The sequence below is a fragment of the Virgisporangium aurantiacum genome (genome assembly GCF_016863635.1).
Taxonomy (GTDB): Bacteria; Actinomycetota; Actinomycetes; order Mycobacteriales; family Micromonosporaceae; genus Virgisporangium; species Virgisporangium aurantiacum.
The window spans coordinates 1-26,757 of the sequence record NZ_BOPG01000118.1 but is presented as its reverse complement, the minus strand read 5'-3'; the positions used below and the strand labels follow the sequence as shown (position 1 = coordinate 26,757).

Genomic DNA, 26,757 nt, shown 5'->3' with positions numbered 1-26,757 from the left:
GGATACCGCCACCACCACCCGGTGGCGGCGGCCGCACCCCCGGCGGAACCGGACGGCCACCGGTGACCGGCGGGCTCGACGGCGGCGGGGACGGGATCAGCGGCGGGCGGGCCGGCGCACCCGGCCGCGGCGGCGGCGGAACCCGTCCCCCGCCCGGTGGCGGCATGATCGGCGGCACCGGAACCGGGCCGGGTGGTGGCCCACTCGGCGGAGGTGCGATCGGCGGCGGCGCGGGTGGGGCGGGCGGCGGGGGTGCGGGCGGGGCTGCCGGCGGACCCGTGAGGATCGGACCGCCACCGGGCGGCGCGACCGAACCGGGCGGCGGCTCCAACCCGGGCGGCACGACCGATCCGGGTGGCGCGATCGACCCGGGCGGCGCGACGCCACCGCGCGGCGTCGCGGCGACACCACCGGCGCTACCGCCGTAGCCGGCGCCGGCGCCGGACCCGGAATAGCGGTCTGGTTGCTCGGCGTACTCCGGACCCTGATAAACCGGCAGTTCCCACAGGTTCGTGAGGTACTGGCTGGTGAAATCCCGGTCGGCGGCGGCCATCGCCTGGCGCGCCTCGACGTCGTAACCGCGCTCGATGGCCGCGGTGTTGGGTGGCTCGGGATTGTCGGTCAGGTCGCTGAGGCCGCCCCAGTGCCAGTTGAAGTTCTCCTCGTCCTGCCGCTTCTGCGCCTCGTAGATGTCCTTGGCATTGGCGACGGCGAAGTGGCGACGGGACTCGATCTCGGCCAACTCGTCGACCAGTTGGGTGTTCCGGGTGGCGATCTCGCGCCACGCACTCGCGTTGCCGGACGCCTTGACCTGGCTGAGGTTGAGCGTCTCCTGGACCTTCGCGATCTCTTCGACGAACCGGTCGGCCGCCGGGCTGTCCCACACCGTCTTCAGGTGCTTGACGGCCTCGTTCAGGCGCGCCAGTTGCGCCTCGAACAACCACGAGGCGGCATCCCAGCCCTCGGCCTGGGTCGCCATCTCACCGGTGCGGTTGGCCTGTGCCACCGCGAGCAACTGGTCGAGGTTGAGCTGATCGAAGTCTGCCATGGGTGCTGCCTCCTCTCAGGCCACGTTCGCCGGCGGCGGTTCGGGAAGGTTGCTGTCGGCGAGGGTCCGGCTGCGATCGGCCGGGTTGAAGTAGCCGTCGACCCGCGTGAGATCCATGCGGTTCAACTCGTCGGCGCTCTCGTGGTCGTTCGCGATGTTGTGGGAGGCCCACGCGATCGCCTGCAGACCCTGTTGCAGGCTGGCCATCAGCTTGCGACCGGCGTCGATCGCGGCGGAGTGGTAGTTGCCGATCACGCGACCCTGGTGATATTCGCCGTTGCCACCGAACGTGAGATGCTCCGGCGGCCCGAGCTTGCCGAGCACCTTCTCCACGTTCGGTTTCACGTTGAGGTCGAGCTCCTGTTGGATGTAGTTGGCGAATGAACGAAGCCCGTCGATCTCCATGGTGACGGGCTGATCGCTGATCCAGCCGGGCTTCTCTGTCATGTTGCCTCCCCCGAGCGACGTGACATCGACGAGTTGAATCCCTTACAGAATAGTGTCCGGGTACGACGTTCACCGTTGCTTTCCATCTACCGCCCCCGATCGATCAATGCCTGCTCCACCCGGTCCAGGTCGTCGAACAGCGCCGCCGGTGCCTCGTCCGGCGGACTGCTGGCCGGCGGTGGACGGTCGACGCGTCCCGGCCGCCACCGCCGCGCGCGGCCCGGCCCGCGGACCAGTCCGACGACCACCGCGAGAATTGCCAACGACAGAACGACGATCCCCACCGCGAGCGCCGCCCGGGTCAGCCGCTTCAGTTCCTTCTCCCGGGCGACCTGCTCGGGATCGACCACCTGACGCACCGCCCTCGGCGCAGCGGCCGGTGCCGGCGACGCGTGGATCTGCTCGGCGACGGCCCGGTACGGGTCGACGATCCCGTGCCCGTAACCCGGGCTGTCGGCCCCGCCGGCGGCCGGGCTCGCGGTCGCGATCAACCGCGTCGACACGTCGCGCGCGGAAAGCTCCGGCCGGTACTGACGGACCAGCGCCGCCACACCCGCCACGAACGGGGTGGCGAAACTGGTCCCGGTGTAACTCGCGTGGCCGCGGCCCGGAACCGCCGCCGTGATTTCGTTGCCCGGCGCCACCAGGTCGACGAACGTTCCCCGGCCCGACGTGCGCACCCGCCGGCCGGTCTGGTCGATGGCGCCGACGCCGACCACGTCGGGGTATGCCGCGGGATACGGCGTGGGATTGCCGTCCTCGGCGGCGTTGCCGACCGCGGCCACCACCACGACGTCGCTGTCGACGGCGAACTTGATCGCCGCGCGCACGGCCGGTTCGTCGCCGGCGAACACCGCGGAGATGTTGATGACCCGCGCGCCGAAGACGACGGCGTCGCGGACCGCGGTGGCGAACTCGGCCGCCGTCACGGTCTGGCCGCTCTGGCCCTTCGCGTCGTCGCGCCGTTCGCTGACGGTCAACGGAATGATCCGCGCGCCCGGCGCGACGCCGCGGAAACCGGTGCCGGCGGCCCCCTGCGCCGCGATGATGCTGCCGACCGCGGTGCCGTGCCCGATGCAGTCGCGCGCGCCGGTGTCGCCCTTGATGTACAGGTAGTCCCGGCCGCGGTCGACCTTTCCGACCAGCTGCGGGTGGCTCTGGTCGACGCCGGAGTCGATCACGGCGACCCGCACACCGGTGCCGTCGGCCAACGGCCAGGCACGCTCCGGGGCGAGCAGCTTCTGCGCCCACGGCACCGGTTGCGACACCTCGGCGGGCTGGATCGGCGACGTGCACGTCGCCGCGGCGGCCGGGGTCGCCACCCCCACCGCCACGCCGGCGGCCGACATCAGCACCGAGACCGCGACCCGCGCCCACCACATACCCGTTCGCACGCGGCGCGGCCGATCCCGGTTCATGAGGCCCCGACCGGCAGGACGGCCCGCTCCGGGTCGAGCGAGGGCCCCTCCCGCAGCATCGCGACCAGCGCCGCCGGCATCTTCACCGCGTTCCCCTCGGAGTAGCCGAGGTAGCCGGCCACCTCGCGGGACGCCAGCGGGTACCGCACGCCGAGATCGGTGACGACCGCCAGCGTGCCGGAGCTGGCTTCGCCGGTCACCATGGCTTCCACGAGTACGCCGTCGCCGGCCGGCAGCACGATCTCGTCGGCCGTGACGTTCTGCCCGCGGGCCGCTGCCCGGATCCCGGATCCCGGGGCGGGCAGGCCGGCGTCCACGGTGATCGCCGGTGGCGCGGCGGCGCCGCCGAACGCGGCGCACAGCGGGCTGGTGCCGGCGACCGGAACGAGTTCCGGGGTCCGTGGCGGGGGTGCGGTCTCGCCGATCGCCGGCAGAATCACCCGCGCCGACCGCCGAGCGCTCGCCAGGTCGGTGCGCTCGATGCGCCGCTTCTGTTCGCCCGGGTACGCGGCGTCGGTCGCCGGGTCGTTGAGCAGGATGTCGACCTGGGCGACCGTGATGTCGGCGATGCCGTCGGCGAGCGCGACGTAGTACTGCTCCACGCCGCTCTGCGACTTCGCCACCAGGACCTGCCCGATGCGGACGCCGCTCAGCGCCGAGGCCTGGCCGCGGCCGTCGATGGCGATCGGGCCGAGCGCCGCGCCGAGCGGGACGGCGTTGATCCACGCCGACGCGACCGGAACGACGGGTGCCTGGCCGAGGCCGAGCGCGCGCAGGACGAGCTGTGGGCTGTTCACCGGGAACCGGCGGTTGCGCCAGATCAGGTACACGACCTCGTCCTGGTTCTGCTTCACGAGCAGCGCGCGGTCGCCGGGCGGCGTTCCCGATGTCCCGGACAGCCCGACATACAGCGCCGCGGCGGGCACCATCTGGCCGGTCTCGGTGGGCGCCGGCCGGGTGCACAGCGTCCACCGGCTCTTCAGCAGGTGCCCGCGGTCGGGCAGCGTGTCGGGCACGCCCGGGATTCCGAGCGGCTCACCGCGGGCGGTGCCGCGCAGCGACGACTGGCTCACCCGGACGACGCCGGGCTTCGCCGCCTTGATGATCAGGCGGGCCGAGACGTAGTTGACGACGGGGTGCAGGCGCTTGTTCAGGTACACGTAACGGGCGCCGGTCTCCTTCTCGACGATCAGCACCCGGTCGTTGCGCCAACTGTTCTTTCCGCCCGGAGACAGCACACCGAACACCCCGACGGCGGCGAGAGCGAGAACAGCGATCATCGAGCCGACGAACAACGTGCTCAACGCGCGCGGAAAGGGGACCTTGGCCGCCTCGGCATCCCGGTACACGAACGCCGAAACCACCCGCTGCACCATGAACTGGTAGCTGAACAACTGGTCGCGACGGCTGGGCAACGGATCTCCTCAGCCTCGCGGGCCCGACCGGGAGCAGGCCGGACCCGGTGGCGTTGTCGACGGACACACGAACCTTTAGGGGAAGTAGCCGGCGGCCTTGCGGTCGGTCGCCTGCATGCGCTCGGCGGAGTTGGTGACCGCGACCTTGATCTGGCCGAGGATCATCGCGATGTGGTTGGCGGACGTGTTCCACCGCTCCTTGCGGATCCGGTACGCCTCCTGCGCCTCCGACTCCCACGCACCGGTCTCCAGCGGCCGGAGACCGGCCTCGATCTCGGTGAGCGTTCCGCGCATCTTGCTGATGGCGGTGTCGATCGCGGCGACAGCCTCCGACATCGTGCTGAAGTTGTAAAGAATCTGACCGCCGACGGGCTGGCCCATTGTCGTCGTCCTTCCCTCGATCGATCAGGCACCGCCGCCGCGAAGGCGGCTCACGATGGTTCCGGCGTCGGCCGCGGCCCGGGTGACTTCCTCGTGGGCCTCGGTGTCGGACACGTCGAAGTCGCGACCCGCGGTGCGGACGCCCTCGGCGACCTCGTTCAGCGCGTCGACAATGACCACGAGATCGTTGTTGATGTCGGCCTTCACCTTCTGGAAGGTGCCGCCGGCCTGGCCGATGAACCCGGCCGACATCGGCTCGAGCCCGATGAGCAGAGCGCTGAGCATCTGCGCGATCTGGCCGCCACCCTCGTCGGCCTTGTTGGCCGCGAGCTGAAGTTCAGGCGTTACGGCATTGAGCGCCACAATGGTCACCCCCATGAGTCCAGGCTCGCCCGGGTCGGAGAGCCGCGACAACCGCTACTGCCGGCCAGGCTAGCGCCTCACATCAATATCCGTTGCCCTCAATACTTCATTCAGAATGAAATCGACACCTCGACACCGTCGTCGGGTCGCTCATCCGGAAAAGAGATTTCCCCATCGGTGTCGTAGTGCATCATCGGCTCGTTGGTTCCGGGCTCGCGCTTGCCGACGACCGGCGGAACACCGTCGGCGGGCGGCTGCCACAGCAACTCGTCGTCCTCCATCGGCATCCCCCTCGTGAGACATACGCTAGCTTGATCGCCGACGCCGGTGTATCTCGGTGATCAGGAAACAACGCCCGCTCTGCGAGTATTCGCAGCATCAGCAAAACAAACACTCCGCGCGAAACGGGGGCTCGGATGACGGTTCCACCTCGCGAACGACCGCATCCCGGACCACCACCGGATCAACGGTCCGGCCCGGTCCGCGCCCGGGCGACCGTGCCGCCACGGCCGGCCCGGCCGGGCCCGTCCGCGACCGGCGCACCGGTCGGTTCCACCGTGACCCTCGTCGCGCCGCGGCGCCGCCGGTTGACGCTCACCCAGGTGGTCTGCTGGCAGCTCGCCGCGACCCTGGTCGCGGTCGGGCTCGGCGCCGACCCGGTGTGGCTCGGCCTGACGGTGGCCGCCGCCGCGCTGCTGCTCGCGCCGACCGTCCTCCCGTGGCACGGACGCTGGCTGTACCAGTGGATCGGCGTGCTGCTGGGTTACTCCTGGCGCCGGCGCACGTTCCTCGCGCCGGTACCCGGCCCCGGCCGTCCGGCCGACGATCCCCGGCGGGCGTTCCTCGACTTCGTCGTGCCGGGCGCGGTGCTCGCCGAGGCGACTCTCGACGAGGACGAACCGGTGGGCCTGATCGCGCACCCGGCCGGGCTCACGGCCGTCCTGGAGATCCTGCCCGACGACCGCACGCTGTTCGTCGGGCAGGAGCGGACGCTGCCCTCGCTGTCGTCCCTGCTGCCGGCCGCCGAGAACGACCCGCTGCCGACCACCGTGCAACTGCTGGTGCAGGCGACGCCCGTTCCCGCCGAGCCCGCGTCGGCCGGTCTCGCGCCGGAGTCCTACCGCGCCCTGGCCGGGAACCGGGTGCCGATGACGCGCCGCTGCTGGCTGACCATCCAGACCCCGCGCACCGCCGACCATCTCGACGACCGCGACCTGGAACCCGTGCTCCTCAACGCGGTGCGCCGTACCCGCCGGCGGTTGCGCCGGGAACAGGTGCCGGTCCGGCTGCTCGGACGACAGGAGTCGTTGGCGGCGATCGCGACCGCGGCCCGGCTCGACGTGTCGCCACCCGGCGACGGCGGCGTGTACGGCGGGCGGCAGGCCCGCGCCCGGGGGCCCGAACTCGGCCGCGAAGGCTGGAACGCCTGGCACGGCGGAGCCGTCCGGCACACCACCTGCCGCGTCACCCGGTGGCCCGCCGGGGGCTGGTCGGTCGACCAGGTGGCGCTCGGGCTGCCCGCGTCGACGGTCACCGTCGGGCTCACGGTGGTGCGTGACCCGGCGCGGAGCCGGCACGGCGAGACCGGCGCCGCCGTCGTCGTGCGGGTGTCGGCGGCCGACCCGGGCGTGCACCGCGCAGCCGTCGACCGGCTGGTGTCACAGGTGCGGGCCGCGGGCGGCGCGGTCGACCGGCTCGACGGGCGCCAGTGCGCCGGCCTGGTGGCGACGCTGCCGCTGGGCTGGGTGCCGCACCCCGCCGACGGTCGCCCGTCCGGCCGGGCCGCCGCGACGGTGCCGGCGGAGGCGCTCGTGGCGACGGCCGGCGGCGGTGGGCTGATGCTCGGTCGCGACCGCCAGCAACGGCCGGTCGTCGTCCGGATGTTCCGCGTCGAGCCGACCCGGGTGGCCGTCGTCGGCGGGCTGGTCGCCGCGCAGGTGCTGGTGCTGCGGCTCATCGCGCTCGGCGCGCGCGTCGCCCTGCAGACCGCGCGACCGCCCGACTGGCAACGCTTCGTCCAGCAGACCGGCGTCGGCCCGGGCTGCTTCGTCTTCCTGTCGCCCGGGGAGCGGCTGCCGCCGCCCGGCGGCGGCCGGCCCGAGGTGCTTGTGGTCGACATCGGCCCGGTGGGTTGGCGGCACCTCGAACCGGCCGGCGACAACCGCGCGGTCATGGTGGTTCGCCACGAGATCACCCTCGCCGATCAGGACCTCCTGACGGGCGCCGATCTCGTGGTGATGCAACCGCTCACCGGGCCGGAGGCCGCACTCGCCGCGCCCGCCGTCGGTGCGGCGCACGCCGAGTCCTGGATGGCGCGTATCGGGTCGTCGATGGTGACGGTGGTGAGCAACGGCGTCGTCCGGTGGGCCACCCTGGACCCGACCGATCTCGAACAGCGGATGCTGGGTGGGGTCGCACGGTTCCCGGCGCCCGTGTTGCATTGATCGACAAAGACATGAGTACTGTTCGGAAAACGACGGTGTATCTGTGGGTCGGATCATTGACGCATCCTGATACGGTCTAACCCTCACGAGCGCGGAACGGGGCGTTGATTCATGGCGTTCGACCCGATAGAGCACCTGGCGGAGGCACGCGTCGAGTCCGACCGCCGGTCGGAGCACTACCAAGGCCGCATCGTCGTGATGGAACGCAACGTCGACGAACTCCGGTACCGGGCCAAGGAGGCCGAGCGCGAGCTCGCCGAGTCACGCACCACCGTCACCGCGGGCGACGGCGCGGTCAGCATCGTGCTCGACGGCACCGGCGTCGTCCAGAAGATCGAGCTCGCCGAGCGCTGGTACGGCACCGCGCCCGCCGACGAGGTCGGCTCGGTGGTGCTCGCCGGTCTGCGAGAGGCCGCGGGCGCCGCGGGCGCGGCCGGCGCGCCGGCCGTGCCGACCGCGGCGGCCCCCACCGGCATCGAGTCGCTCGACGATCTCGCGAGCCGGTTGCACGCACTGCGGCTGCGCCTCGACGCCGCGCAGGTGCGGGCGGCCACCGCCGGCGGCGACGTCACCGTGGTCTGCGACGGGCACGGCACGGCCACCCAGGTCACGATCCGGTTCACCGGGGCGCGCCGGCCAACGGCCGCGTTGCTCGGCGACCAGATCGGCACGGCGGTCCGGTCGGCGCAGGAGGCGGCCACGAACCTGCGCGACCGCGCCCACCAGGACGCCCGGGCCGAGGCGCTGCGGGCCGCGGGCCTTCCGTTGCAGCCGCCGGAGCCGGCGTCCATGGTCCGAGACGCCTTCGGCGTAACCCGATAGGCGATTCACCCCGGGGGAAAACACATGGAAGACGAGTACGTCTCGCCGCACGACACCTGGCCGATGCTGCCCCTCGACGGCGGATTCCGGGAGGCGGCCAAGCGGGCGTGGGAGTACATCTTCGACATCGACTGGGACGCCGCCGGCAAGTTCCTGGAAGGCGTCCGCGACGCCGTCGACATCCGGGGTGACCCCGACAAGCTCGACGGCGGGGTCAAGCTGTTGTACAGCGAGGTCGCGCCGTCCGTCGGTGAGGCCCGCGCCGCGATCGATCGGGGCAACGCCTCGTTCACCACGGCGTGGATCGGCCGGGGTGCGGAGGCGTTCGCGGGGTACGTGCCGATCCTCACCGGCGCGATCACACAGGTGGAGGACAACGCCAAGCTCACCGCCGAGGCGGTCGGTGACTTCCGGCAGGCGTTGCAGGCGCTCTGGATCCAGATCGTCGAGCACATCTCCACGCTCGTCAACGACGTGTACGCCGCGCTCATGAGCGCGACGGGCAAGGACGCCGACGCCAAGAAGAAGAGCGCGAAGCCGGCCGTGCTGAACCTCGTGATGGCGTTCGTCAACTTCGTCAAAAACATCTACGTCGAGTTGCAGAAGCTGGTCGCCGAGAAGTACAAGGCAGACGACAAGATCGCCCAGGTGGAGGGCGGCCGCACGAACCTTGTCGACCTCGGCAGCGGCCCGAGCGGCCGGGCGGCCATGCACTTCATGGGCCCGACCGGGTACCAGCTCCCGATGCCGAACACCACCGCGGCCGACCCGAACTGGGACCCCACCCAGATCAAGGACCGGTGGATGCCCAAGAGCGAGCACTCGCCGGCGTTCGCACAGGTACCGGGCGGCCGGGGCGTCGCGATCGACACCGGCATGATGCAGGAGCTGATCAACGTCTTCCGCGACAACGGCACCTACTGGAACAAGGCGATGACCAACCAGATCAAGGTCAACCTGAACTACTTCACCCCGCAGGCGTTCGGCGCGGCGGGCCAGAAGTTCTACCAGCGGGTGATGACCGTGATGACCCGCGACTATCTGCTGTACCTGCACAGCGACGCCCGGATGGACGCGCTCGGCGGCCTGCTCGACAGGATCAATGAGGCGTACGGGGCCGAGGACCACCACTCCTCGCAGGTGTTCAACGAGTACATCACCAACGAGCCGATCGTCTGATCCGGGAGCCAGGAGTGGGCCGGGTCAAGAGCTGGGTCGGGTCCGCCGTCGTCGCCGTGCTCCTGCTGGCCGGCTGCACCGACGACGACGGCGGTCCCGATCCCGACCGGTTCGACACCGGACCCCACCGCGACCCGGCGTGGTCGGTGCGGATGCCCGACGGCTTCGGCCGCCCGGCGCGGGCACAGGTCGCCGGCGACGCGGTGGTGGTCGAGGCGGACAACGGCGTGGTGGTGCTCGCCCGGTCCGACGGCGCGGCACGCTGGCAGCGGAAGGAGTCGACCGGCTCGGCCGTCCGCCAGGTCCGGGTCGCGGGCACCACGCTCGTCGTCGACGAGGGCGACCGGGTGCGGCTGGTCGACCTCGCCACCGGCGCGGAGCGACCCGAGTTGCGGGGCTCCGGCCTGCCGAACTCCGTCGCGGTGACGACCACGGGCGTGTACCTGGTCGAAAGCATTGTCGACACCTCCGGCACCCGGCTGGTCGCCTACGACCTGGCCGGAACCGCCCGCTGGAAGCGGGAGTTCGCCAGCCACGTCCGGCTCGCCGGGTCCGCCACCGGCGACGACGCCGACCCGCTCGCCGCGGCACCGCCCGGCCCGGTGGTCGCCGGCGTCCGCCAGGCGTCGGGCATGTGGGTGAACTGGAGCCTGTCCGCCGACACCGGCGCCGACCTGGTCCGACTCCCCGGCGACCAGGAGTTCCGGGAGCGCGGCGAGAGCCGGATCGGCGACACGCTGCTCACCTGGAACGAGCAGAGTTCCGACTGCGCCCTTCCGGTCACCGCGATCGACACGGGAACGGCCGCGACGCGGTGGCAGGGCCCGGTCGGCCAGTGGACGCTGTGGCGCACCGACAAGGACGCGTGGTGCGGCGGCGCCTGGCGGCCGCTCGTGGTCGGCGGCCGGTCGCTGCTGGCGAGCACGCCCGCCGAGGAGGGGCAGGTGCGCGACGTCGTCAGCGGCGCCGTCCGGTGGACCGGCCCGCCCGGGACGTACCCGATGACGCTCGCCGGCGACACGCTGCTCGCCCGCGCCGGACACGGGCTCGGCGCGCTGGTGGCCGTCGACCTCGCGGGTGGCGCCGAACGCTGGCGCCGGACCCTGCCGCCGGCCAACGACCTCGCGCCGAACGAGCTCAACCTCCGGCACGCGGGGCTGGCCGACGCGTTCGTGCTTCCCGTCGCCGACGCGGCCGACGCCGAGAACGCCCCGGCCACCCGGGTGGTCGTGTTCGACGCGCGCACCGGCGACCCGCGGTGGTCGACGGCGGGCGTCGGATTCCTGCTCGGCGCCGGCGGAGCCGGGGTGGTGACGGCCTTCTACGAGGGCCTGAGCCCGACCGATCCCGGTCCGGTGGAGATCCGCTACACCCCGCTCTGATCACAGCGAAGATCAGGGCACGGACGCGGCCTCGACCCGCCCCGTGCGGACCGCCTCGACGAGCGCGGCGTGGTCGCGTTCGTTCTGGTCGGCGTAGCTCTCCGCGAACGGGGCCAGGGCCTGGTCGACGGCGTCGCTGCTGCCGAGGTACTCGGCGATGCCGATCCGGTCGCCGGACCGCGCGTGCGCCCGGGCCAGCGTGTGACCGCACAGTTCGCCGAAGCGCAGCATCCCTTCCGGGGGCATCTGCTCGGCGATGGCGATGCCCTTCCAGTCGTAGAGCTGGCGGACGTAGAAGTCCCGGGTGGCGCCGTCGATCCCCTGGACGGTCTGCCAGCCGAGGAACGTGTCACCGGCGGCCTGCATCAGCCGCTGCCCGGCGACCACGCGCTGGCCCTGGTTGGCGTACCGGCTCGGGCCGACGTGCTCGGCGAGCACCGACGGCCCCGCCTCCTTCACCTGCAGCAGCAACGGATCCCGTTCGTCGCGCCCGAGCATGAGGATGATCCAGCACCGGGTTCCCACGCTGCCGACACCGACCACCTTCCGGGCCATGTCGACGAACTCGAACTGCTCCACCAGCGCCCGCCGTTCCGACGGCAGGGACTCGCAGTAGCCGCGGATCAGTCCGCGGATGGTGTCCTCCAGCTCGGCCCGTTCGAGGTCGGGCAGCAGGTCACCGATCGGTTGGAGCAGCGGCGGATCCGACGTGATCCGGCGCTGGCCGTCGACGACGTACGTGAGGCGGTCGAAGGCCATCAGGTTGTCCTTGGAGCGGGCCTTCGAGATGGCCTTGGCCAGCCGGTCGCGGCCGGTCTTGCGCAGCTGCGTGGCGTACAACTTCTGCACGACGTCGACGTCCACCTTGGCGTACCACACCTCGAGGTTGCGCATCGCGGCGAAGCGGCGCATCGACTCGCGGTAGGACCGGGCCGTGGCGACGACGACGTCGCGCCGTTGCCGGGTGGCGAAGCCGTTCTGCCGTCCGGCGATGACCAGGCTCGTGACCAGTCGTTTGAGGTCCCACTCCCAGGGACCCGGCAGCGTCTCGTCGAAGTCGTTGATGTCGAACAGCAGGTTCCGCTCGGGCGAGGCGAGCAGCCGGAAGTTGAGCATGTGGGCGTCGCCGCACAGTTGCGCGGAGATCCCGGACCGCGGCGTCTCCGCCAGGTCCATCGCCATGATCGCGGCGGCGCCGCGGTAGAACCGGAACGGGGACTCGGTCATCCGCGCGTACCGGATGGGGACCAGCTCGGGCACCCGGGTCGCCGACTGTGCCTCGATCACGTCGATCGGATCGCGCCGCTTCGGTGCCGGTGTGTACTCGGCGTGGCCGGCACGGGGTGCCACCTTCCGCGCGGCGCGACCGGCCGCGGCACGGTCCAGCGCTGTCGGACGCCTGTCTGTCATCTGCGCATTGAATGCGCCGGCGGGTGTGCGTGCATCCCCCGCCGGGGATGAGTCACCCGGCCCGGCGCCGTCGAACGGCCTGCCGGCGCCCTCGCACGGCCTGCCGGCGCAGCCCGAACAGCACGAGGCCGACGACGCCGACGAGGACGCCCGCGGCGAGAACGGTCGGTACACCGCGAATCCGGCAATCGGCCACCGGATCGTCACGGCGCAGCGCGCACACCATGAGGGACGCCTTCCGCGCGCCGTACCGGTCCTCCAGTTCGGACCGGAGGTCCCGCCACTGCCGCCGCGTCTCCTCGACGGCACCGGCCACGGCCCGCGCGAAGTTTCCGCCCACCCGGCCCCGGGGCGTCGCCGGATCCGTCGCCTCGCCGGTGTTCGGGTCGATCAGCCCGAGGTCCTTGTTGAGACCCGCGTGGGTGACGCGCAGCGCGCACTTCTCCACGCCGGGCACGCTGTCGTGGAGGACGAAACATCCCGTCGACAGGCCGTCGGGCACGCTCGGCGCACCCGTGCCGCGCAGGTCGAAGACCGGGCTCGGCGCCGGCAGGCCCAGGCCGGGCGGGTTGTCGGCGCCGACCGGACGGGCCGGGTCCGCCTCGTCGGTCCAGTTGCTGTGCGAGTAGAAGTCCTGCACCCCGTGCAACGCCCGGCCGAAGCCCTCCAGGGACCGGCACTTGGACCGCTTCTCCTGGGCGGCGTCGAACTCGCAGTCGGCGTCGAGGGTCACCGCGGCGGGGACGATCGCGCCGTCGGCGTCGAGCAGGTTCCCGGCTTCGTCGACGGCCTCGAGGAACCGGCCACGCAGATGGTCGACACAGTCGCGGAGGCTCGCCGTGGCCCGGTCGCGCGTCCGCGGGTAGTCGCCGGCGAGGTAGTCGGCGTCGTCGCAGTGGGCGGCCGGGTCGAGCGGTTCGGTGAGATCCGGCGACCCGACCGCACCGAACCGCTTCCCGTGGCCGGCGAGCTGGTCGGCCGAGCGTGGCTCGAAGCAGGCGCGGCCGGACTCCGGCCCGGCCGCGCAGGCCACCGCGGCGCGCGTGATCCGCTCGTGCTCCCGGTTCTGCCCGCCGGTGTCGATCGTGCCGAACGCCGCGGCCCGGGCCGGGACCAGCACGATGACGAGCGGGAGAACCAGGGCGGCCAGCAGTCCGGGTCCGGTGGCCCGGACCATCAGGGCGATCCGGTCAGCCGAGAATCCGACGCTTCTGTTCCTCGAACTCCGCATCGGTCAACACGCCCTGCGCCTTCAGGTCCCCGAGCTGCTTGAGCTGCTCCATCTTCTGGGTCATCGGATCGACGGGCGCAGCCGGCGCGGCCGGCGCGGCGGCCGGCGGGGGTGCGTACTGCGGCTGGGCGTACTGCGGCTGCTGCTGCTGCTGCTCGTACTGCTGCTGCTGTCCGTGCGCCGACCAGCGTCCGGCCTGCCGGCGCGAGACGCGGTTGGACACGGCGGTGGCGGTTCCGGCGACAACCGCCGTGCGCGCGATCCCGCGCAGTAGACCAGGCATGGCGTCCTCCATTCTGGTGCCGGCCCGGGCCGGCACTCGGTCAGGCGTTGACGTCGGCGGCATCCAGCGCGGCGAGCGCGGCCTGGATGTGGATGCGTCCGCTCGCGACCAGCTGGCCGCCGCCGTGACGCAGCGCCACGGCCAGCGGCGCCGCCCACAGGTTCTCGTACACGAGAACCGCCGCGGAGCAGCCGGGCTCCAGCACCGCGCCGGCGTGTGCGGTGTCCTCGGCGTGGAGGAGGCCGGACGAGGCACCCTCGAACACGGCGAGGTCGAGCTTGCCGTCGTGGTCGAGGTCGGCGATCGCCACGCCGGCCACCGAGCCGTCCAGTTCCTTGCGGATGAAGATCAGGTCGAGGATGCGGATGATGTTGCGGTCGACCAGATCCACCAGGTACGGCAACGCCTCACCGGTGATGTGGTTCGCCGGGAACTCGATGACCAGGTAGTCGATCGGGCCCATCGCATCGAGATCGTCAGACATGGTCAACCCTTCCCGTCGCCTCCGCTGTCAGGAAGGGATCCTGTCGGACCGCGGGCCGATCCCCCTCATCCGCCGTGGGTGAAGGACGGCGTCAACTCGCCGCGTAGATGCGCGCCAGCTCGGTCTCGGTGCGCACCGACCAGCGGGCGTGGCCGAGCGCCACGAAGCGCTCGTGTGCGGCGGTGAGCAGCACGCGGGCCTCGTCGCGGCGGCCCTGGAGCAGCCGCAGCAGGCCCAGCTCGTAGCGGGCCCGCGCCGCTCCGCCCTCGTTGCCGTGCCGGTCGAACAGCGTCAGGGCCTCGACGAAGAGGTCGGCCGCCGCCGCGTGTTCACCCTCGACGGTGCGCAGCCGGCCCTCGTCGAGGCTGAGGTAGGCGACGCCGGTCTCGTCGCGGAGGATCTTCGCGTCGCGGAGGGCGCGCTGGTAGCAGGCGGCGGCCTCCGGACCGCGGCCGTGGCGTTCGTGCCACATCCCGAGCCGGCGCTCCACCTGGGCGACGTCGAGGAGCGCGCCGAGCCGCCGCAACCGGTCCTTGCACCGGGCGTAGACGGCGGTGGCGACCGGCGAGTCCTCCTTGTACTGCCACCCGACCAGCTTCGCCTCGGCGTTCGCCGCCACGCATCCGTCGTCGGCGTCGCGGGCGTACGCCAGCGCCTGCCCGAAATGCCGGCAGGCCGACTCCCCGTCGTTGCGGAACTCCGCCATCTCCCCCCGGACGAACGCCGCCGCCGCCCGGCCGCCCGGGTACCCGAGGTCGGCGAAGATCCGGTCGGCCGCGATCGCGTCGGAGTCGTCGATCGCGCCGCCCTCCGCCGTCACCCGTTGCGCCGACGCCAACCGCATGCACCCCTCGGCCATCCGGTCGCCGAGGCGCTGGGCGGCGGCGAGCCCGGTTCCGGCGATGTCCTGCCACATCTGCCGGTGACCCCGGAGCTGCAGGTAGGAGCGCAGCACCCAGACCAGCCGCCAGCAGAGGTCGTCCAGGCCGAGGTCGTACGCCTGCTGGACGGCGGCCGCGAGCATGTCGGCCTCGACGTCGAGCCACGCCAGGTGGTGCAGCAGCACGGTGTCGAGGCCCACCCAGCGCGGGACGGGGTCCGGCTCGTCGGTGCGGCCCGCCCAGACGCGGGCCGGCCGGTCGCCGCTGAACCCTTCGCTGGCGACGAGCACGAGCGAGAGCCAGCCGGACAGGATCCGGGCGGCCGCCCGGCGCAGGACCGGCTGCCCGTCGTCGACCGCGCCACGCTCGACGGCGACGAGCCGCACCAGGTCGTGGAAGTGGTACCGCGCCTGACCCACCGCGTCCTCGCCCTGGCACTGCAGCAGGTGGGCGTCGACGAGCTCGTCGACGACCTGCTCGCCGTCGGCCGCGCCGGTGTCGAGCACCGCCGCGACCATCCAGGCGGGGAACGGCGCGGTGGTGAGCGAGGCCAACCGCCGCAGCGCCGCGCGGGCCGGCTCCCCCAGCCCCTGGTACGACAACAGGATGCTCGCCTCGACGCCACCGTCCTGTGTGGACAGTGTCGCCAGCCGCCGGCGGTCGTCGGCCAGCCGCCGCGAGTAGCTCGCGACCGGAAGCCCGGTGCGGCTCGCCAGCCGCGCGCCGGCGATGCACAGGGCCAGCGGCAGGCCGCCGCAGTAGCGGATCACCTCGTCGGTGGCGACGGGGTCGGCGTCCGTGCGGTCGGCGCCGACGATGTCGGCCAGCAGCGCGCGGCTCGTGCCCGGCTCGAGCAGCCCGAGCTCCAGGTGTTCGGCCTCGGTCAGACCGAACAACCGCCGCCGGCTGGTCACCAGCACCGCGCTGCCGGTACCCGGCGCGAGCGCACGCACGGTCTCCGGGTCGGGGGCGTCGTCGAGGACCAGCAGCAGCCGCCGGCCGGCCAGCCGGGCGCGGTAGAGCGCTTCCCGGTCCACCGGGTCCGGCGGGATCGCCGAGGCCGGCACCCCGAACGCGATCAGGGCCGACGCGTGCGCCTCCGCCACCCCGCGCCGCACCGGTTGCGTACCGCCGAGCCGGGCGTAGAGCTGGCCGTCCGGGAACTCCGCCCGGAGGCGGTGCGCCACCGCGGTCACCAACGCGCTCTTCCCGACCCCGGCGGCGCCGTGCACCGCGACGATCCGGGTGCCGTCATGGTCGCCGGACGGCCGCTCCCGGACCCGCTCCCGCAGCCAGGCGATCGCGTCGTCGCGGCCGACGATCAGCCGCAGCGGGGGCGGCAGCAGGCAGGGCGGCCGCCAGCCACCGGTCTCGGGATCGCCCACGTCCGCCGGCTCCGCCGTCTTCTGCCCGCCCGAGGGGCCGCGCAGGATCTCCTGGTGGATCTCGCGGAGCCCGGGACCGGGCTCGATGCCCAGGTCACCGACGAGTTGGCGGTGCCCCTCGCGGTAGCGGGCCAGCGCCTCGGCGGTCCGGCCGGCCTGGTGCAGCGCGGTCATCAGCTGGCCGCGGAGCCGCTCGGCGTACGGATGCTCCGCCACCAACGCGGTCAGCTCCGGAACCGGGTCGACGCCGGCGGTGAGTTCGGCGTCGAACCGCTCGGCCAGCACCGCCAGCCGCAGCTCGCCCAGCCGGGCCGCCTCCGCCGCCAGCGGGCGGGTGTCCAGGTCGGCCAGGGCCGGACCGCGCCACAACCCGGTGGCCCGCCGGTAGAGCGCCACCGCCTCGTCGGGCCGGCCGTCGGCGGCGGCGCGGCGGGCCTCGGCGGCCAGCGCGGTGAAGACGTCGAGATCCACCTCGGCCGGATCGACCTCGAACACGTAGCCGGGCGGCTCGGTGCGGAGGACCTGCGGCCCGACCGTCGACCGCAGCCGGTGCACCAGGGTGTGCACCTGCTGGCGGGCGGTCGCCGGTGCCGCGTCCCAGGCGGCCTCGATCAGCTCCTCGACGCCGACCGGCCGGTTCGGGCGCAACAGGAACAGCGACAGGGCCGCCCGTTCGCGCCGTCCACCGGGCCGCCACGGACGGTCACCGTCGCCGATCTCGAGCGGACCGAGTAACCGGTAGCGCACACCACCCACCGTCCCCTGTCTCAGCCTGATAGGCCGACCGTAGGCCGCTGATAGCGGCCGATGGCATCGTCGCATCAAGAGTCGACGATCGGTCGACGCCCGGGATCGCTGACTGGGAGCTGGTTCGCTCCCCACTCAGAGTGACCGTCCCGGGGCTACCCGATTCCGCCCGCGACGGGGGTGGGCGGAATCGGGTCCCCGCCGCAGGCGGCGCTCACCATCGCCCTCCCCGACGGCTCGGGGCTCTACCGGTCGCTGCGGATGCGGGCGTGCAGGTGCATGTCGTGGCGGCCGTCGGAGTGGATCGCGTCGCTGCGTTTGGTGCCCTCCAGGCGGAAACCCGCCTTGACGGCGACGCGGCACGACGCGTGGTTGCGCGTCGAGTGGTCCAGGTACAAGCGGTGGAAGCCTGCCTCGGCGAGTGCCCACGCACTCACCGCCGTCAGCGCGCGGGAGGCCACGCCCGCGCCCCGGGCCGCCCGGAGCACCCAGTACGCACACCCGGCGACGCCGTCGTCGAGGTTTACGCTGCCGATGGCGATCCGCCCCAGCACCTCACGCCCGTCGCGGGTCACCGCCCAGCTCGCGCCGATCTCCTCCGCCCAGTTCCGGCGGAACCGGTCGAACCACTCGCGGACCTCGTCCTCGGATCCGGGCCGGCGCGTGTGCCAGTGCCGGATCTCCGGGTCCTCATAGGCCGCGAGGAAGACCGGCGCGTCGGCCGGCTCCCACGGGCGTAGCACCAGCCCACCCGCGGCCGCGAGGACCGGTTGCGACCGGACGGCGAGGGCACCGAGCGGAATGGCGGGCGGTGTGGACGGGCGCGGCCTCATCACCTCATCCTCCCGCTGCGCCCGCACGCCTACCGGCCGGCGTCCGAGGCGTTCCCGCGCCGGCCGATCGCGGCGCGCAGGCGGACGGCGTCGGGATGGCCGAGATCGTCGAGGATCCGCAGCGCCGCCAGCCGGGCGTCCCGGGCGGCGTCCGGGTCGCCGAGTTCCGCGTGGGCGTCACCGAGCCACCGCAGGGCGCGCGCGTGGCTGTACCGGTCGCCGGTCCGCTCGAACAGGTCGATGGCCTTCCGGTAGCTGTACAGCGCCGGCCGCCGGCGGTGCAGGCGCAGCTCGGCGTACCCGACGCTCGACCACGCCCAGGCGGCGCCGCGTTCATCGCCGATCTCGTTCAGAATGCCCAGTGCCCGGCGGCATTGGATCAGCGTCTCGGCGTAGTTGCCGAGTTTGGCCTGGTACCAGCCGACCTCGTTGAGCGAGTTACCCTCCGCGCGGCGGTCACCGGCCGCCCGGGCCAGCTGCCACCCCCGCCAGGCCTGCTCGGTCGCTTCGCCGTATCGATGCTGTCCGGCCAGCGCCGATCCGAGGATGCCGCACACGATCGCCTGGCCGTCCGCGTCACCGACCTCCTCGTACAGCCGCCGCGCGGACTCCAGCGACCGGTACGCCTCCTCATAACGGTCGACTTCCGCGTACGCACTGCCGAGGGACCGGTGGGCGCGGGCCTGCTCGGCCCGGTCGCCGAGCCGCGAGGTGGCGTCCAGCGCGATCACCTGGCTGGCGATGAGGTCCGCCCAGTACAGATGGATGAACAGGAACTGGGCGACGACCCACACCAGTTGCCAGGCGTGGACGAGCAGCCCGTTCTCAGCCGCCAGGGCGGCGGCGCGCAGGATCGTGGTGCGCTCCGCGGCCAGCCAGGCGGTGGCCTCCGCCCGGTCGCGCAGCGGCTCCACGCTCACCTCCGGGGCGGGCCGGTCGAGCGCGATCGGGAGCCGTTTCGGGTCCAGCAGCAGCGCCGCCGCGGCGCCGGTGTGGAGGTAGTGGTCGAGCACCCGCCGGAGCGCCGACGACCGGTCGGCCTCGTCGTCGTACACGGTGGACAGCTCGGTCGCGTAGCGGCGCAACAGGTCGTGCAGGCCGTACCGGCCGGCCACCCGCTCGGTGAGCAGGTGCGCCCCGGTCAACTCGGCCACCAGCTGCCGCGCCCGGCGTGGCGGCACTCCGGCCAGGCTCGCGGCCCCCGGCACGGTCACCTCGGCCCCGGGCTGCAGCGCGAGCAGCCGGAACAACCGCGCCGCCGCCGGGGTGAGCCGGCGATAGGACCACGAGAACACCGCCCGCAGGTCGGTGGCCGCGTCGGTGACGGTGAACGCGTCGAGCCCGCCGTCCGCCGCCTCGAGTTCGGCGGCGAACGTGGCCAGCGCGAACTCGGGGTGGATCGCGGCGCGGGCGGCCACGACGGCCAGGGCGAGCGGCAGCTGCCCGCAGCGCCGGATGATCCGCTCGACCGCGCCGGGTTCCCGCGACACCCGGTCGGCGCCCAGCCGCCGGCCGAGCAGTTCCCACGCCTCGGCGTCGCTGAACAGGTCCACCGCCACCGGTCGGGCGCCGTCGGAGACGATCAGCCCGGGCATCTGGTCCCGGCTGGTGACCAGGACGAGACACCCCGACCCGGACGGCAGCAGCGGACGCACCTGCGTGGCGTCGCGCGCGTTGTCGAGGACCATCAGCAGCCGTCGGTCGGCGAGCCGGCTGCGGTACAGCGCGGCCTGTGCCGCCGGCTCGGCGGGTATCGCGTCCGGGGCGACGCCGAGCGCGTCGAGGAACGTGCGGACGGCGGCCGCGGGCTCGACGGCGGCGTCGCCGGCCGGGTCGAACCCGCGCAGGTTCACGTAGAGCTGGCCGTCGGGGAACCGGTCGGCCGCCTGGTGGGCCCAGCCGACGGCGAGCGCGGTCTTGCCCACGCCGGCAGGACCGTGCACCAGCACCACCCGGGTCGCGCCCGGGACGCGGGTGCCGGCGCCGTGCGAGTCCAGCTCCTTGAGCTCGGCGCGCCGGCCCGTGAACGCGTCGAGCGGCGGGGGCAGCTGGCGCGGCACGACGGGCTGCGCCGCGTCCGCTCGCGGTGGTTCCTCCGGTGCCGTCTCCGCCGGCTTCTGCTGACCGATCGGGTGTCCCGCGAGCAGGTCGGCGAAGATCTGTTGCAGCTCCGGGCCCGGAGCCACGCCCAGCTCGTCGGCGAGCCGGGCCCGGATGGTCTCGTAGCTGGCCAGCGCCTCCGCCTGCCGGCCGGCCCGATCGAACGCCACCAGCAGCCGTGCCCACAGGGACTCCCGCAACGGATGCCGGACGGCGAGCTCGCTCAGCTCGGCGACGACCGCGTCGGTGCGGCCGGCGGCGAGGTCCAGGTCGACGCGCCGCTCCAGCGCGGTGAGGTACCGCTCGTGCAGCCTGGCCCCCTCGGACTCGGCCAGCAGCCGCGACGGCACGTTCTCGAACGGCGTCCCGCGCCAGAGCTGCAGCGCGCGGGTCAGCAACTCGTACCGGGCCGCCGGGTCCGGAGTCCGCGCGGCGAGCGTCAGCAGGTCTTCGAACCGCCGCGTGTCGACGTCGGTCGGGTCGACCCGGAGCAGGTAGCCGCCCGGCGTCTTGCCGATCGCGCCGGTGCCGACGATGCCACGCAGCCGCGCCACGTACGTCTGCACGGTCCGGCGGATGTTCGCCGGCGGGTCACCGTCCCAGATCGCGCCCGCCAGCCGGTCGACCGACACCGCGCGCCCGGCGGCGACCGCGAGCACCGCGAGCAGCACACGCAGCCGCCCCGTGGTGACCGTGACCGGCCGGCCGTCGACGACAAGGACCAGCTCACCCAGAACCCGGACGGCCAGTCGTGGCGCCGGTTGACTCGCCACACTCCCCCGGGATTCGACGCGCCGGCCGCGGATCGGATCCGAATCCATCGACGCCGAGCCTAGTCCGCCCGCGCTCGCCCGCCGATCCGTTAACGGCGGCCCGGTGCCGCTATATCGAGCGTCGTTTATCTCAGCGGACCTGGCCCGGGTGCGGTTTGACGCGGCATGCCGGCAGGTCGAGCGGACACTGGATGATGCCCGGAGTAGCCGGGTCGGACCGTGTGGCAGCGCCGGCCGAGCCGCCCGCACTGCCGACGATCGTCGCTGTCAACAGCACGACAAAGGCGGCGGCCACTCCGGCACGTCTCGCGTTCATGTGGGCCTCCGTTCGGTTGCGCGCACGACGCTAACCGGCCCGGTTGCAGTGCGATTGCACCCGTCGGATGAGGCGGTGCGAAGAAGTGACCCTGAGCGTTCCCAGGGTCGGTCACGGAGAAGTACCAGGGGCCGTCCCTCCCTGGAGAAGGATGTCTCCAGGGAGGGACGGTGTGACGATCTTTCCTGCAGGCATCGTCGGCCATCGACACGGGGGCGCTGGGATGAGGGTGGATCGGCGCAAGTTCCTCAGCGGTGCGGCGCTGGCCGCCGCGGGTGCGGTGGGCGGCGCGGCCGGGGTCCCGCTGGTGCGTCGCGCGCTGGCGATGGACCGGCCGGCACTGGGCGGCGGTTACGCGTCGGCCGCCGACGCCCTGACCGCCGCGCACAGCCCCAACACCACGATCACGTACTTCGTGGAGACCGACGAACCGGTGGTCGCGTTCACGTTCGACGACGGTCCCGCTCCCAAGTGGACGCCCACCGTGCTCGACGCGCTCGACGAATGGAAGGTACCGGCGACGTTCTTCATGGTGGGCAGGAACCTGGCCGCCCACGCCGACGTGGTGCGGGGCCGGCTCGACCGGCACGAGGTGGGCAACCACACGTGGTCACACGCCGACCTGGCCACCCTCGACCGGCAGCGGGTCCGGGACGAGATCACGCGCGCGCACGACACCATCCGGCGCGTCACCGGCCGGTCCCCCACCCTGCTCCGGCCGCCGTACGGGCATCTCGGCGGGTCGACGATCCTCGCCGCCGACTCGCTGAACTACGAGGTCGTGCTGTGGTCGCACCAGATGCGCGAGAAGAAGTTCCGCAACGATCCGGGGGCGCAGGCGCGCGACATCATCGACAACGTCGGTCCCGGCTCGATCGTGCTGGCCCATGACGTCGGGCCGGCGCGCCGGCTGGTCGCGCTGCGCCGGCTGGGCGAGATGTTCGCCGGCCTGAAGGCGCGCGGATTCCGCTTCGTCACGGTCTCCGAGTTGATGAAACTCGGGTGACGCCGCCGCAGGCGACGCCACCCGATTCTCAGCTGGTCGGAACCTCGTCGTACGTGGTGCAGTTGGCGGTCAGCTCACCCGCCACCACACGGTAGTTGCTCGCCGGATCCTTGATGACGAGGTGCACGTCGGTGATGTTCTCCATGCACTCGTCGCTCGCCTCGCGGCTCTGGCCGCCACCGCCGACCCAGACGTCGATCCACGTCACCGCGGGCGGCTCGTAGCCGGTGTGGCACGGGCCGTTCTGCGGGGTCGGGCCGTCGCCGCAGGTGTCCTCGACGATGAAGTACCGGCGCACGAAGGGAACGTAGAACCGGGTCCCCGCCGGCCAGTCGAGAATGTCGTTGCCACCGCTCAGCGTGTGTCCGACGGCGACGGTGATCGGGTCCGCGTAGGTCCCCGCGCCGGCGGCCACCGTGTGGAGCTGCGGGTGGCTGATCTCCGACGAGCCCGGTGGGGTGTTGTCCCAGTACGAGTAGCCGGTGACGTAGCCCTGCATCCGCTGCTCGGTGGAGGTGGTGGTGTTGTTGAGCGTCACCTTGTCCAGGTACAGGTTCTGCGAGTCGACGTTGACCGGCTTGACGCCGAACGTGTGCGACCCGGCGGCCCACGACCCGCCGACCGTGCGGTCGACCCACGCGGTGCTGGTCTCGGTGTAGGTGCCCACCTTCGTGCCGTCGGCGTAAACCTCGTACCGGAGGTTGCCGTCGCCGTGCAGCCGGATCACGAGGCTGGTGGCCGCGCTGCTCAGCGTCACCCGCTTGCTCACGGTGAACGCGGAGTCCTGGAACAGGAACAGCCCGCCCGAGGCGGTGGAATCGGTGAGGACGGCGGCGGCCGTCCCCGTGAACGTCTCGCCCTCGTGTGTCGCCACCGTCGCGGCCGACACGGATCCCGCGGCGGACACGACCAGCAAGGGCACGAGCGTGAGCCCGGCCAGGATTCGTCTCAATGTTCCTCCCCGTTGAGACATCGATCAGATTCATTGTCTACGAGCAAGATCGGACCCTAGCGCAGCGACCGTTCCATGTCACCATCGACCGCTATCGAGGTAAGTGGGTGGTTAGATTCGATACATGCTGTACGACACCATCGGAACCGGGTACGCCGTGACCCGACGCACCGAGCCGCGGATCGCCGCACAGGTCTGGGCCGCGCTCGGCGACGCACGGACGGTCCTGAACGTCGGCGCCGGCACCGGCTCCTACGAGCCCCCTGACCGCGACGTGACCGCGGTGGAGCCGTCGGCCGTCATGCGGGCGCAGCGTCCCGCCGGCGCCGCGCCGTGCGTGGCGGCCAGCGCCGAGAATCTTCCGTTCGACGACGGGACCTTCGACGCGGCCATGGCCATCAGCACCATCCACCACTGGCCCGACCCGGTCGCCGGGCTACGTGAGCTGCGGCGGGTGGCCCGGCGCGTGGTGGTGCTCACCCACCACACCGACGACGCCGCGTGGCTGCACCGGTTCTGGCTCACCCGCGACTACCTGCCCGAGGTCGGCGGCATGATCGCCGGCCGGCCGCCGGTGGACCGGCTGGCCGGCGCGATCGGCGCCCGCCTGGAGCCGGTGCCGATCCCGTGGGACTGCGTCGACGGCTTCTTCGAGGCACACTGGCGCCGGCCCGAGGCGTACCTCGACGAGCGGGTCCGGCGCGGCGTGTCGGTGTGGGCCCGGGTGGGGCCGCGGGCCGAGCGGCGGGCAGTGGACGCACTCCGCGATGACCTCGCCTCCGGCCGCTGGGCCGACCGCAACCGCGACCTCCTCGACCTCGACGCGGCCGAACTCGGCCTGCGCCTGCTCGTCGCCTGAGCCGTGGTCGCGGCGCCTGAGCCGTGGTCGCGGCGCCTGAGCCGTGGCCGCGGCGCCTGAGCCGTGGCCGCGGCGCCTGAACCGTGGCCGCGGCGCCTGAGCCGCCTCAGGCGCCGCCGGGGCCGTCAGATGAAGACCGTGGCCAGCAGGATCCGCACCGGCTGCGCCGGGGCACCGTCGACCGGGGCCGGATTCTCCGGCGTGGGCGCGATGCCCGCCGCCGCGATGCGGTCCAGCACGTCCATCCCGGCCGGGTCGACCGTGCCGAAGATGGTGTAGTTCGGCCGCAGCGCCGAGTCCTTGTAGACGAGGAAGAACTGGCTACCGTTGGTGTCCGGGCCGGCATTGGCCATCGCGAGCGTGCCCCGCTTGTAGACCTTCCGCGCACCGGTGGGATCCGTGGGCGCGGGCGGCAGGTCCGTCGGCAACTCGTCCTTGTAGCGGTAGCCCGGGCCGCCCTCGCCGGTTCCGCTCGGGTCGCCGCACTGCAGGACGCTCAGCGTCGGGTAGGCGGTGAGGCGGTGGCAGATCGTGCGGTGGTAGAAGCCGAACAGCGTCAGGTGCACGTGGCTCTGCACGGTGCACGGCGCCAGCGACCGGTCGAGCGTCATCGGGATGCGGCCGTAGTTCGTCCACAGCGAGACGTCGATCGTGCCCCGGCTCGGCGTGCGTCGCGGGTCGGGCGGCAGCGGCACCGGGCGCGCGGCCGGCTCGTCGGGCGTCGCGGTGTACTGGCACGGGCCGCGGGTCACCGGCGGCTGCGTGCCCTCGGCGGACGCCACGCCAGGTGCGGCGACGACGCCGATGGCGAGCACACTCGTGGCGAGGGCGGCGGAAATCCACGTACGCATGGCACCTCCAGGGCGGGTCGCCGGTCAGCCTACATCGCCGTCCATCGATAGGGAGGTCGACCGTGGTTCAGGTCCGTCGCGGCACGGCAGCGGACGCGGAGTCCGTGTGCGACCTCGCGGGTCAACTGGCACAGTCGTTTCCGTTCTCGCGGCGCCGGTTCCACGACAGCTACACGTCGCTGCTGTCGACCGACCACGCCCGCCTCCTGGTCGCCGCCGACGGCGACGCGCTTCTGGGCTACCTGCTGGGGTTCAGCCACCCCACCTTCTACGCCAACGGTCCGGTGGGATGGGTCGAGGAGATCCTCGTGCGGCCGGAGATCCGAGGACGCGGTGTCGGTCGCGCCCTCATGCTGGCGTTCGAAGACTGGGCGACACACCGCGGCTGCGCCGTCGTTGCCCTGGCCACCCGCCGTGCGGCACCCTTCTACGTGGCGCTGGGATACGAGGAGTCGGCGACGTACCTCCGCAAGCCCCTCCCTGAAGCGGACGGCTAGCGGCACCGATCTTCAGGGGCGGGGGATGACGAGTTCGGCGTACACGGCGCGGTGGTCGGTACCGGCGATCAGGTACGGGCGGGCTTCGGCAACGCCGATCCGGCGGTCGGCCAGGACGTGGTCCAGGGTGACCGGCGCCATGAGGCGTTGGCCCTGTGAGGGCCACGAGGTGCGGAGACCGGTGCCGGACACCTCGGCGGCGTCGCGGTAGCCCGAGTTTACGAGGCGGCGCAGGGCGACGTGGTCCAGCGTGGCGTTGAAGTCGCCCAGCAGGATCCGGAGGTGACCGTCCACTGTGGCCGGTGGTTGCGCGCGCAGGTCGCGGTACCAGTTTGCCATTCCGGGCCGGCCCCACGGGGCGGCCGGGTGCGCCGACTCGACCTCGACCGGCCGCGCGCCGGGAACGTCGAGGGTCGCCTGTGCCTGCACGGCACCGCCCCGTAACGGTCGGTGCGCGGTCGCGGTCAGCGGGTGTCTGCTGAGGACGGCCGAGCCGCTGACGCCCGGGAGGGGGAACGACGCGGCGTACGGCAGGTACCGGTGGAGGTCGGCGGCGCGCAGGTCGGCGTCGCCGGCCGGGGTGAGTTCCTGGAGGGCGAGGACGTCGACGTCGAGGCGGCGCACGAGTGCCACCAGCGCGCGCTCGTCGACGCTGCCACCCATCAGGTTCACCGTGAGCACCCGCAACGGCTGGCCGGCTGCCGTGCGTCCACCGTCTGAAAATGCGCGGGGAGCGACCACCGCGACCAGCGACACCGCCGCGACCAGCGCGACCACCGCCGGCACCCAGCGGCGGGTGACCAGCGCGAACACCGCGACCACGACGGACCCGGCGGCCGCGTAGGGCGTGAACGCCATCAGCTGCACCCACGGCCAGCCGTGTTCCCACCCGAGGACGCGCACGACCGCCCAGATCAGGAAGGGGATTGTGAAGAGCCACGCCAGCGGCGTAATCGCCGAGTACCGTGGGCGCTGCAGGGACGACTCATCAGCACCCCGGTCGACCACCGGCACTCTTTAAGCCTACCTGGTCCCGCAACCGATCACATCGGCCCGAAGAATGATCTTGTGGGCGGTTTTGTGCCTTACCGTTCCGCACATGCCCGCTTTCCACTCCCCTGGGACCAGTCTGTCCGCATCCCGACGGATCTCATTCGGACGCGTCACGGAACTTCTCGAGGTTCCCGACCTTCTCGCCGTCCAGACCCAGTCGTTCGACTGGCTGGCCGAATCCGGGTTGGCCGAGATTC

At 72.7% G+C, this 26,757-nt stretch carries 23 protein-coding genes and 2 pseudogenes; 7 read left to right on the top strand and 18 right to left on the bottom strand.

The genetic code is table 11. The annotated features are described in order from the left end of the window. The 7 genes and pseudogenes from Vau01_RS64940 to Vau01_RS59930 all read right to left on the bottom strand — a co-directional run. Positions 1-1,048: pseudogene (locus Vau01_RS64940) on the bottom strand (hypothetical protein); the annotation flags it as partial. A 15-nt stretch (positions 1,049-1,063) separates the two neighbouring features. Further along, positions 1,064-1,495 (bottom strand): hypothetical protein, encoded by a 432-nt coding sequence (locus Vau01_RS59955; protein ID WP_204013308.1) that lies wholly within the window; start codon positions 1,493-1,495, stop codon positions 1,064-1,066. Between the two features lie 86 nt (positions 1,496-1,581). Then, complete coding sequence (gene mycP, locus Vau01_RS59950; protein ID WP_204013305.1) at positions 1,582-2,889, bottom strand: type VII secretion-associated serine protease mycosin; 1,308 nt, start codon at positions 2,887-2,889, stop codon at positions 1,582-1,584. 20 nt (positions 2,890-2,909) lie between these two features. Further along, a complete protein-coding gene (gene eccB / locus Vau01_RS59945; protein ID WP_204013288.1) occupies positions 2,910-4,328 on the bottom strand; it encodes a type VII secretion protein EccB in 1,419 nt (472 codons plus the stop codon). Between the two features lie 75 nt (positions 4,329-4,403). Beyond that, positions 4,404-4,709 carry a WXG100 family type VII secretion target gene (locus Vau01_RS59940; RefSeq protein ID WP_204013272.1) on the bottom strand — a complete coding sequence of 102 codons (306 nt, stop codon included), beginning with the start codon at positions 4,707-4,709 and terminating at the stop codon, positions 4,404-4,406. A gap of 24 nt (positions 4,710-4,733) precedes the next feature. After that, the gene (locus tag Vau01_RS59935) at positions 4,734-5,087 is read right to left on the bottom strand and encodes a WXG100 family type VII secretion target (RefSeq protein WP_204013269.1); all 354 of its coding nucleotides are present in this window, start codon (positions 5,085-5,087) and stop codon (positions 4,734-4,736) included. Between the two features lie 95 nt (positions 5,088-5,182). Beyond that, a complete protein-coding gene (locus Vau01_RS59930) occupies positions 5,183-5,353 on the bottom strand; it encodes a hypothetical protein (protein WP_204013253.1) in 171 nt (56 codons plus the stop codon). Between the two features lie 276 nt (positions 5,354-5,629). On the opposite strand from Vau01_RS59930, the gene eccE reads away from it, so the two are divergent. The 4 genes from eccE (at position 5,630) to Vau01_RS59910 (ending at position 10,899) form a co-directional block, all read left to right on the top strand. Beyond that, positions 5,630-7,516 (top strand): type VII secretion protein EccE, encoded by a 1,887-nt coding sequence (gene eccE, locus Vau01_RS59925; RefSeq protein WP_204013250.1) that lies wholly within the window; start codon positions 5,630-5,632, stop codon positions 7,514-7,516. A gap of 111 nt (positions 7,517-7,627) precedes the next feature. Beyond that, entirely contained in the window at positions 7,628-8,338 is a 711-nt protein-coding gene (locus Vau01_RS59920) for a YbaB/EbfC family nucleoid-associated protein (RefSeq protein ID WP_204013232.1), read from the top strand. 24 nt (positions 8,339-8,362) lie between these two features. Further along, positions 8,363-9,517 (top strand): hypothetical protein, encoded by a 1,155-nt coding sequence (locus Vau01_RS59915; protein ID WP_204013229.1) that lies wholly within the window; start codon positions 8,363-8,365, stop codon positions 9,515-9,517. Between the two features lie 14 nt (positions 9,518-9,531). After that, positions 9,532-10,899, top strand: a complete 1,368-nt coding sequence (locus tag Vau01_RS59910; protein ID WP_204013226.1) for an outer membrane protein assembly factor BamB family protein — start codon at positions 9,532-9,534, stop codon at positions 10,897-10,899. Between the two features lie 12 nt (positions 10,900-10,911). Here the strand turns inward: Vau01_RS59910 and Vau01_RS59905 are convergent, their stop codons facing one another. The 8 genes from Vau01_RS59905 to Vau01_RS59870 all read right to left on the bottom strand — a co-directional run bounded on the left by Vau01_RS59905 (position 10,912) and on the right by Vau01_RS59870 (position 21,342). Next, complete coding sequence (locus Vau01_RS59905; protein WP_204013223.1) at positions 10,912-12,309, bottom strand: DUF2252 domain-containing protein; 1,398 nt, start codon at positions 12,307-12,309, stop codon at positions 10,912-10,914. A 52-nt stretch (positions 12,310-12,361) separates the two neighbouring features. Then, on the bottom strand, positions 12,362-13,486 hold the full coding sequence (locus Vau01_RS59900; RefSeq protein WP_204013220.1) for a CinY protein: 1,125 nt from the start codon (positions 13,484-13,486) through the stop codon (positions 12,362-12,364). Positions 13,487-13,499: 13 nt separating this feature from the next. After that, the gene (locus Vau01_RS59895) at positions 13,500-13,823 is read right to left on the bottom strand and encodes an SHOCT domain-containing protein (RefSeq protein WP_204013217.1); all 324 of its coding nucleotides are present in this window, start codon (positions 13,821-13,823) and stop codon (positions 13,500-13,502) included. Positions 13,824-13,863: 40 nt separating this feature from the next. Beyond that, on the bottom strand, positions 13,864-14,307 hold the full coding sequence (locus Vau01_RS59890) for a DUF6325 family protein (RefSeq protein ID WP_204013214.1): 444 nt from the start codon (positions 14,305-14,307) through the stop codon (positions 13,864-13,866). A 91-nt stretch (positions 14,308-14,398) separates the two neighbouring features. Then, the gene (locus Vau01_RS59885; protein WP_204013211.1) at positions 14,399-17,320 is read right to left on the bottom strand and encodes an AfsR/SARP family transcriptional regulator; all 2,922 of its coding nucleotides are present in this window, start codon (positions 17,318-17,320) and stop codon (positions 14,399-14,401) included. Between the two features lie 245 nt (positions 17,321-17,565). Beyond that, positions 17,566-18,153: a GNAT family N-acetyltransferase gene (locus tag Vau01_RS59880; protein WP_204013196.1), complete on the bottom strand. Its 588-nt coding sequence runs from the start codon at positions 18,151-18,153 to the stop codon at positions 17,566-17,568. Between the two features lie 29 nt (positions 18,154-18,182). Beyond that, complete coding sequence (locus Vau01_RS59875) at positions 18,183-21,074, bottom strand: AfsR/SARP family transcriptional regulator (RefSeq protein WP_204013193.1); 2,892 nt, start codon at positions 21,072-21,074, stop codon at positions 18,183-18,185. Between the two features lie 82 nt (positions 21,075-21,156). Then, positions 21,157-21,342, bottom strand: a complete 186-nt coding sequence (locus Vau01_RS59870; RefSeq protein ID WP_204013180.1) for a hypothetical protein — start codon at positions 21,340-21,342, stop codon at positions 21,157-21,159. A gap of 223 nt (positions 21,343-21,565) precedes the next feature. On the opposite strand from Vau01_RS59870, the gene Vau01_RS59865 reads away from it, so the two are divergent. Next, a complete protein-coding gene (locus Vau01_RS59865) occupies positions 21,566-22,348 on the top strand; it encodes a polysaccharide deacetylase family protein (protein WP_204013177.1) in 783 nt (260 codons plus the stop codon). Positions 22,349-22,376: 28 nt separating this feature from the next. Here Vau01_RS59865 and Vau01_RS59860 read toward each other — a convergent pair whose 3' ends face one another. Beyond that, positions 22,377-23,300, bottom strand: a complete 924-nt coding sequence (locus Vau01_RS59860) for a hypothetical protein (protein ID WP_204013175.1) — start codon at positions 23,298-23,300, stop codon at positions 22,377-22,379. Between the two features lie 127 nt (positions 23,301-23,427). Between Vau01_RS59860 and Vau01_RS59855 the strand changes: the two are divergent. Continuing rightward, positions 23,428-24,159 (top strand): annotated as a pseudogene (locus Vau01_RS59855) (class I SAM-dependent methyltransferase); the annotation flags it as partial. A 125-nt stretch (positions 24,160-24,284) separates the two neighbouring features. Here the strand turns inward: Vau01_RS59855 and Vau01_RS59850 are convergent. Then, positions 24,285-25,010 carry a peptidylprolyl isomerase gene (locus tag Vau01_RS59850; RefSeq protein ID WP_204013173.1) on the bottom strand — a complete coding sequence of 242 codons (726 nt, stop codon included), beginning with the start codon at positions 25,008-25,010 and terminating at the stop codon, positions 24,285-24,287. Positions 25,011-25,072: 62 nt separating this feature from the next. On the opposite strand from Vau01_RS59850, the gene Vau01_RS59845 reads away from it, so the two are divergent. Then, positions 25,073-25,507 carry a GNAT family N-acetyltransferase gene (locus Vau01_RS59845; protein WP_204013170.1) on the top strand — a complete coding sequence of 145 codons (435 nt, stop codon included), beginning with the start codon at positions 25,073-25,075 and terminating at the stop codon, positions 25,505-25,507. 12 nt (positions 25,508-25,519) lie between these two features. Here the strand turns inward: Vau01_RS59845 and Vau01_RS59840 are convergent, their stop codons facing one another. Continuing rightward, positions 25,520-26,485: an endonuclease/exonuclease/phosphatase family protein gene (locus Vau01_RS59840; protein WP_373320503.1), complete on the bottom strand. Its 966-nt coding sequence runs from the start codon at positions 26,483-26,485 to the stop codon at positions 25,520-25,522. Positions 26,486-26,757: the final 272 nt, after the last annotated feature.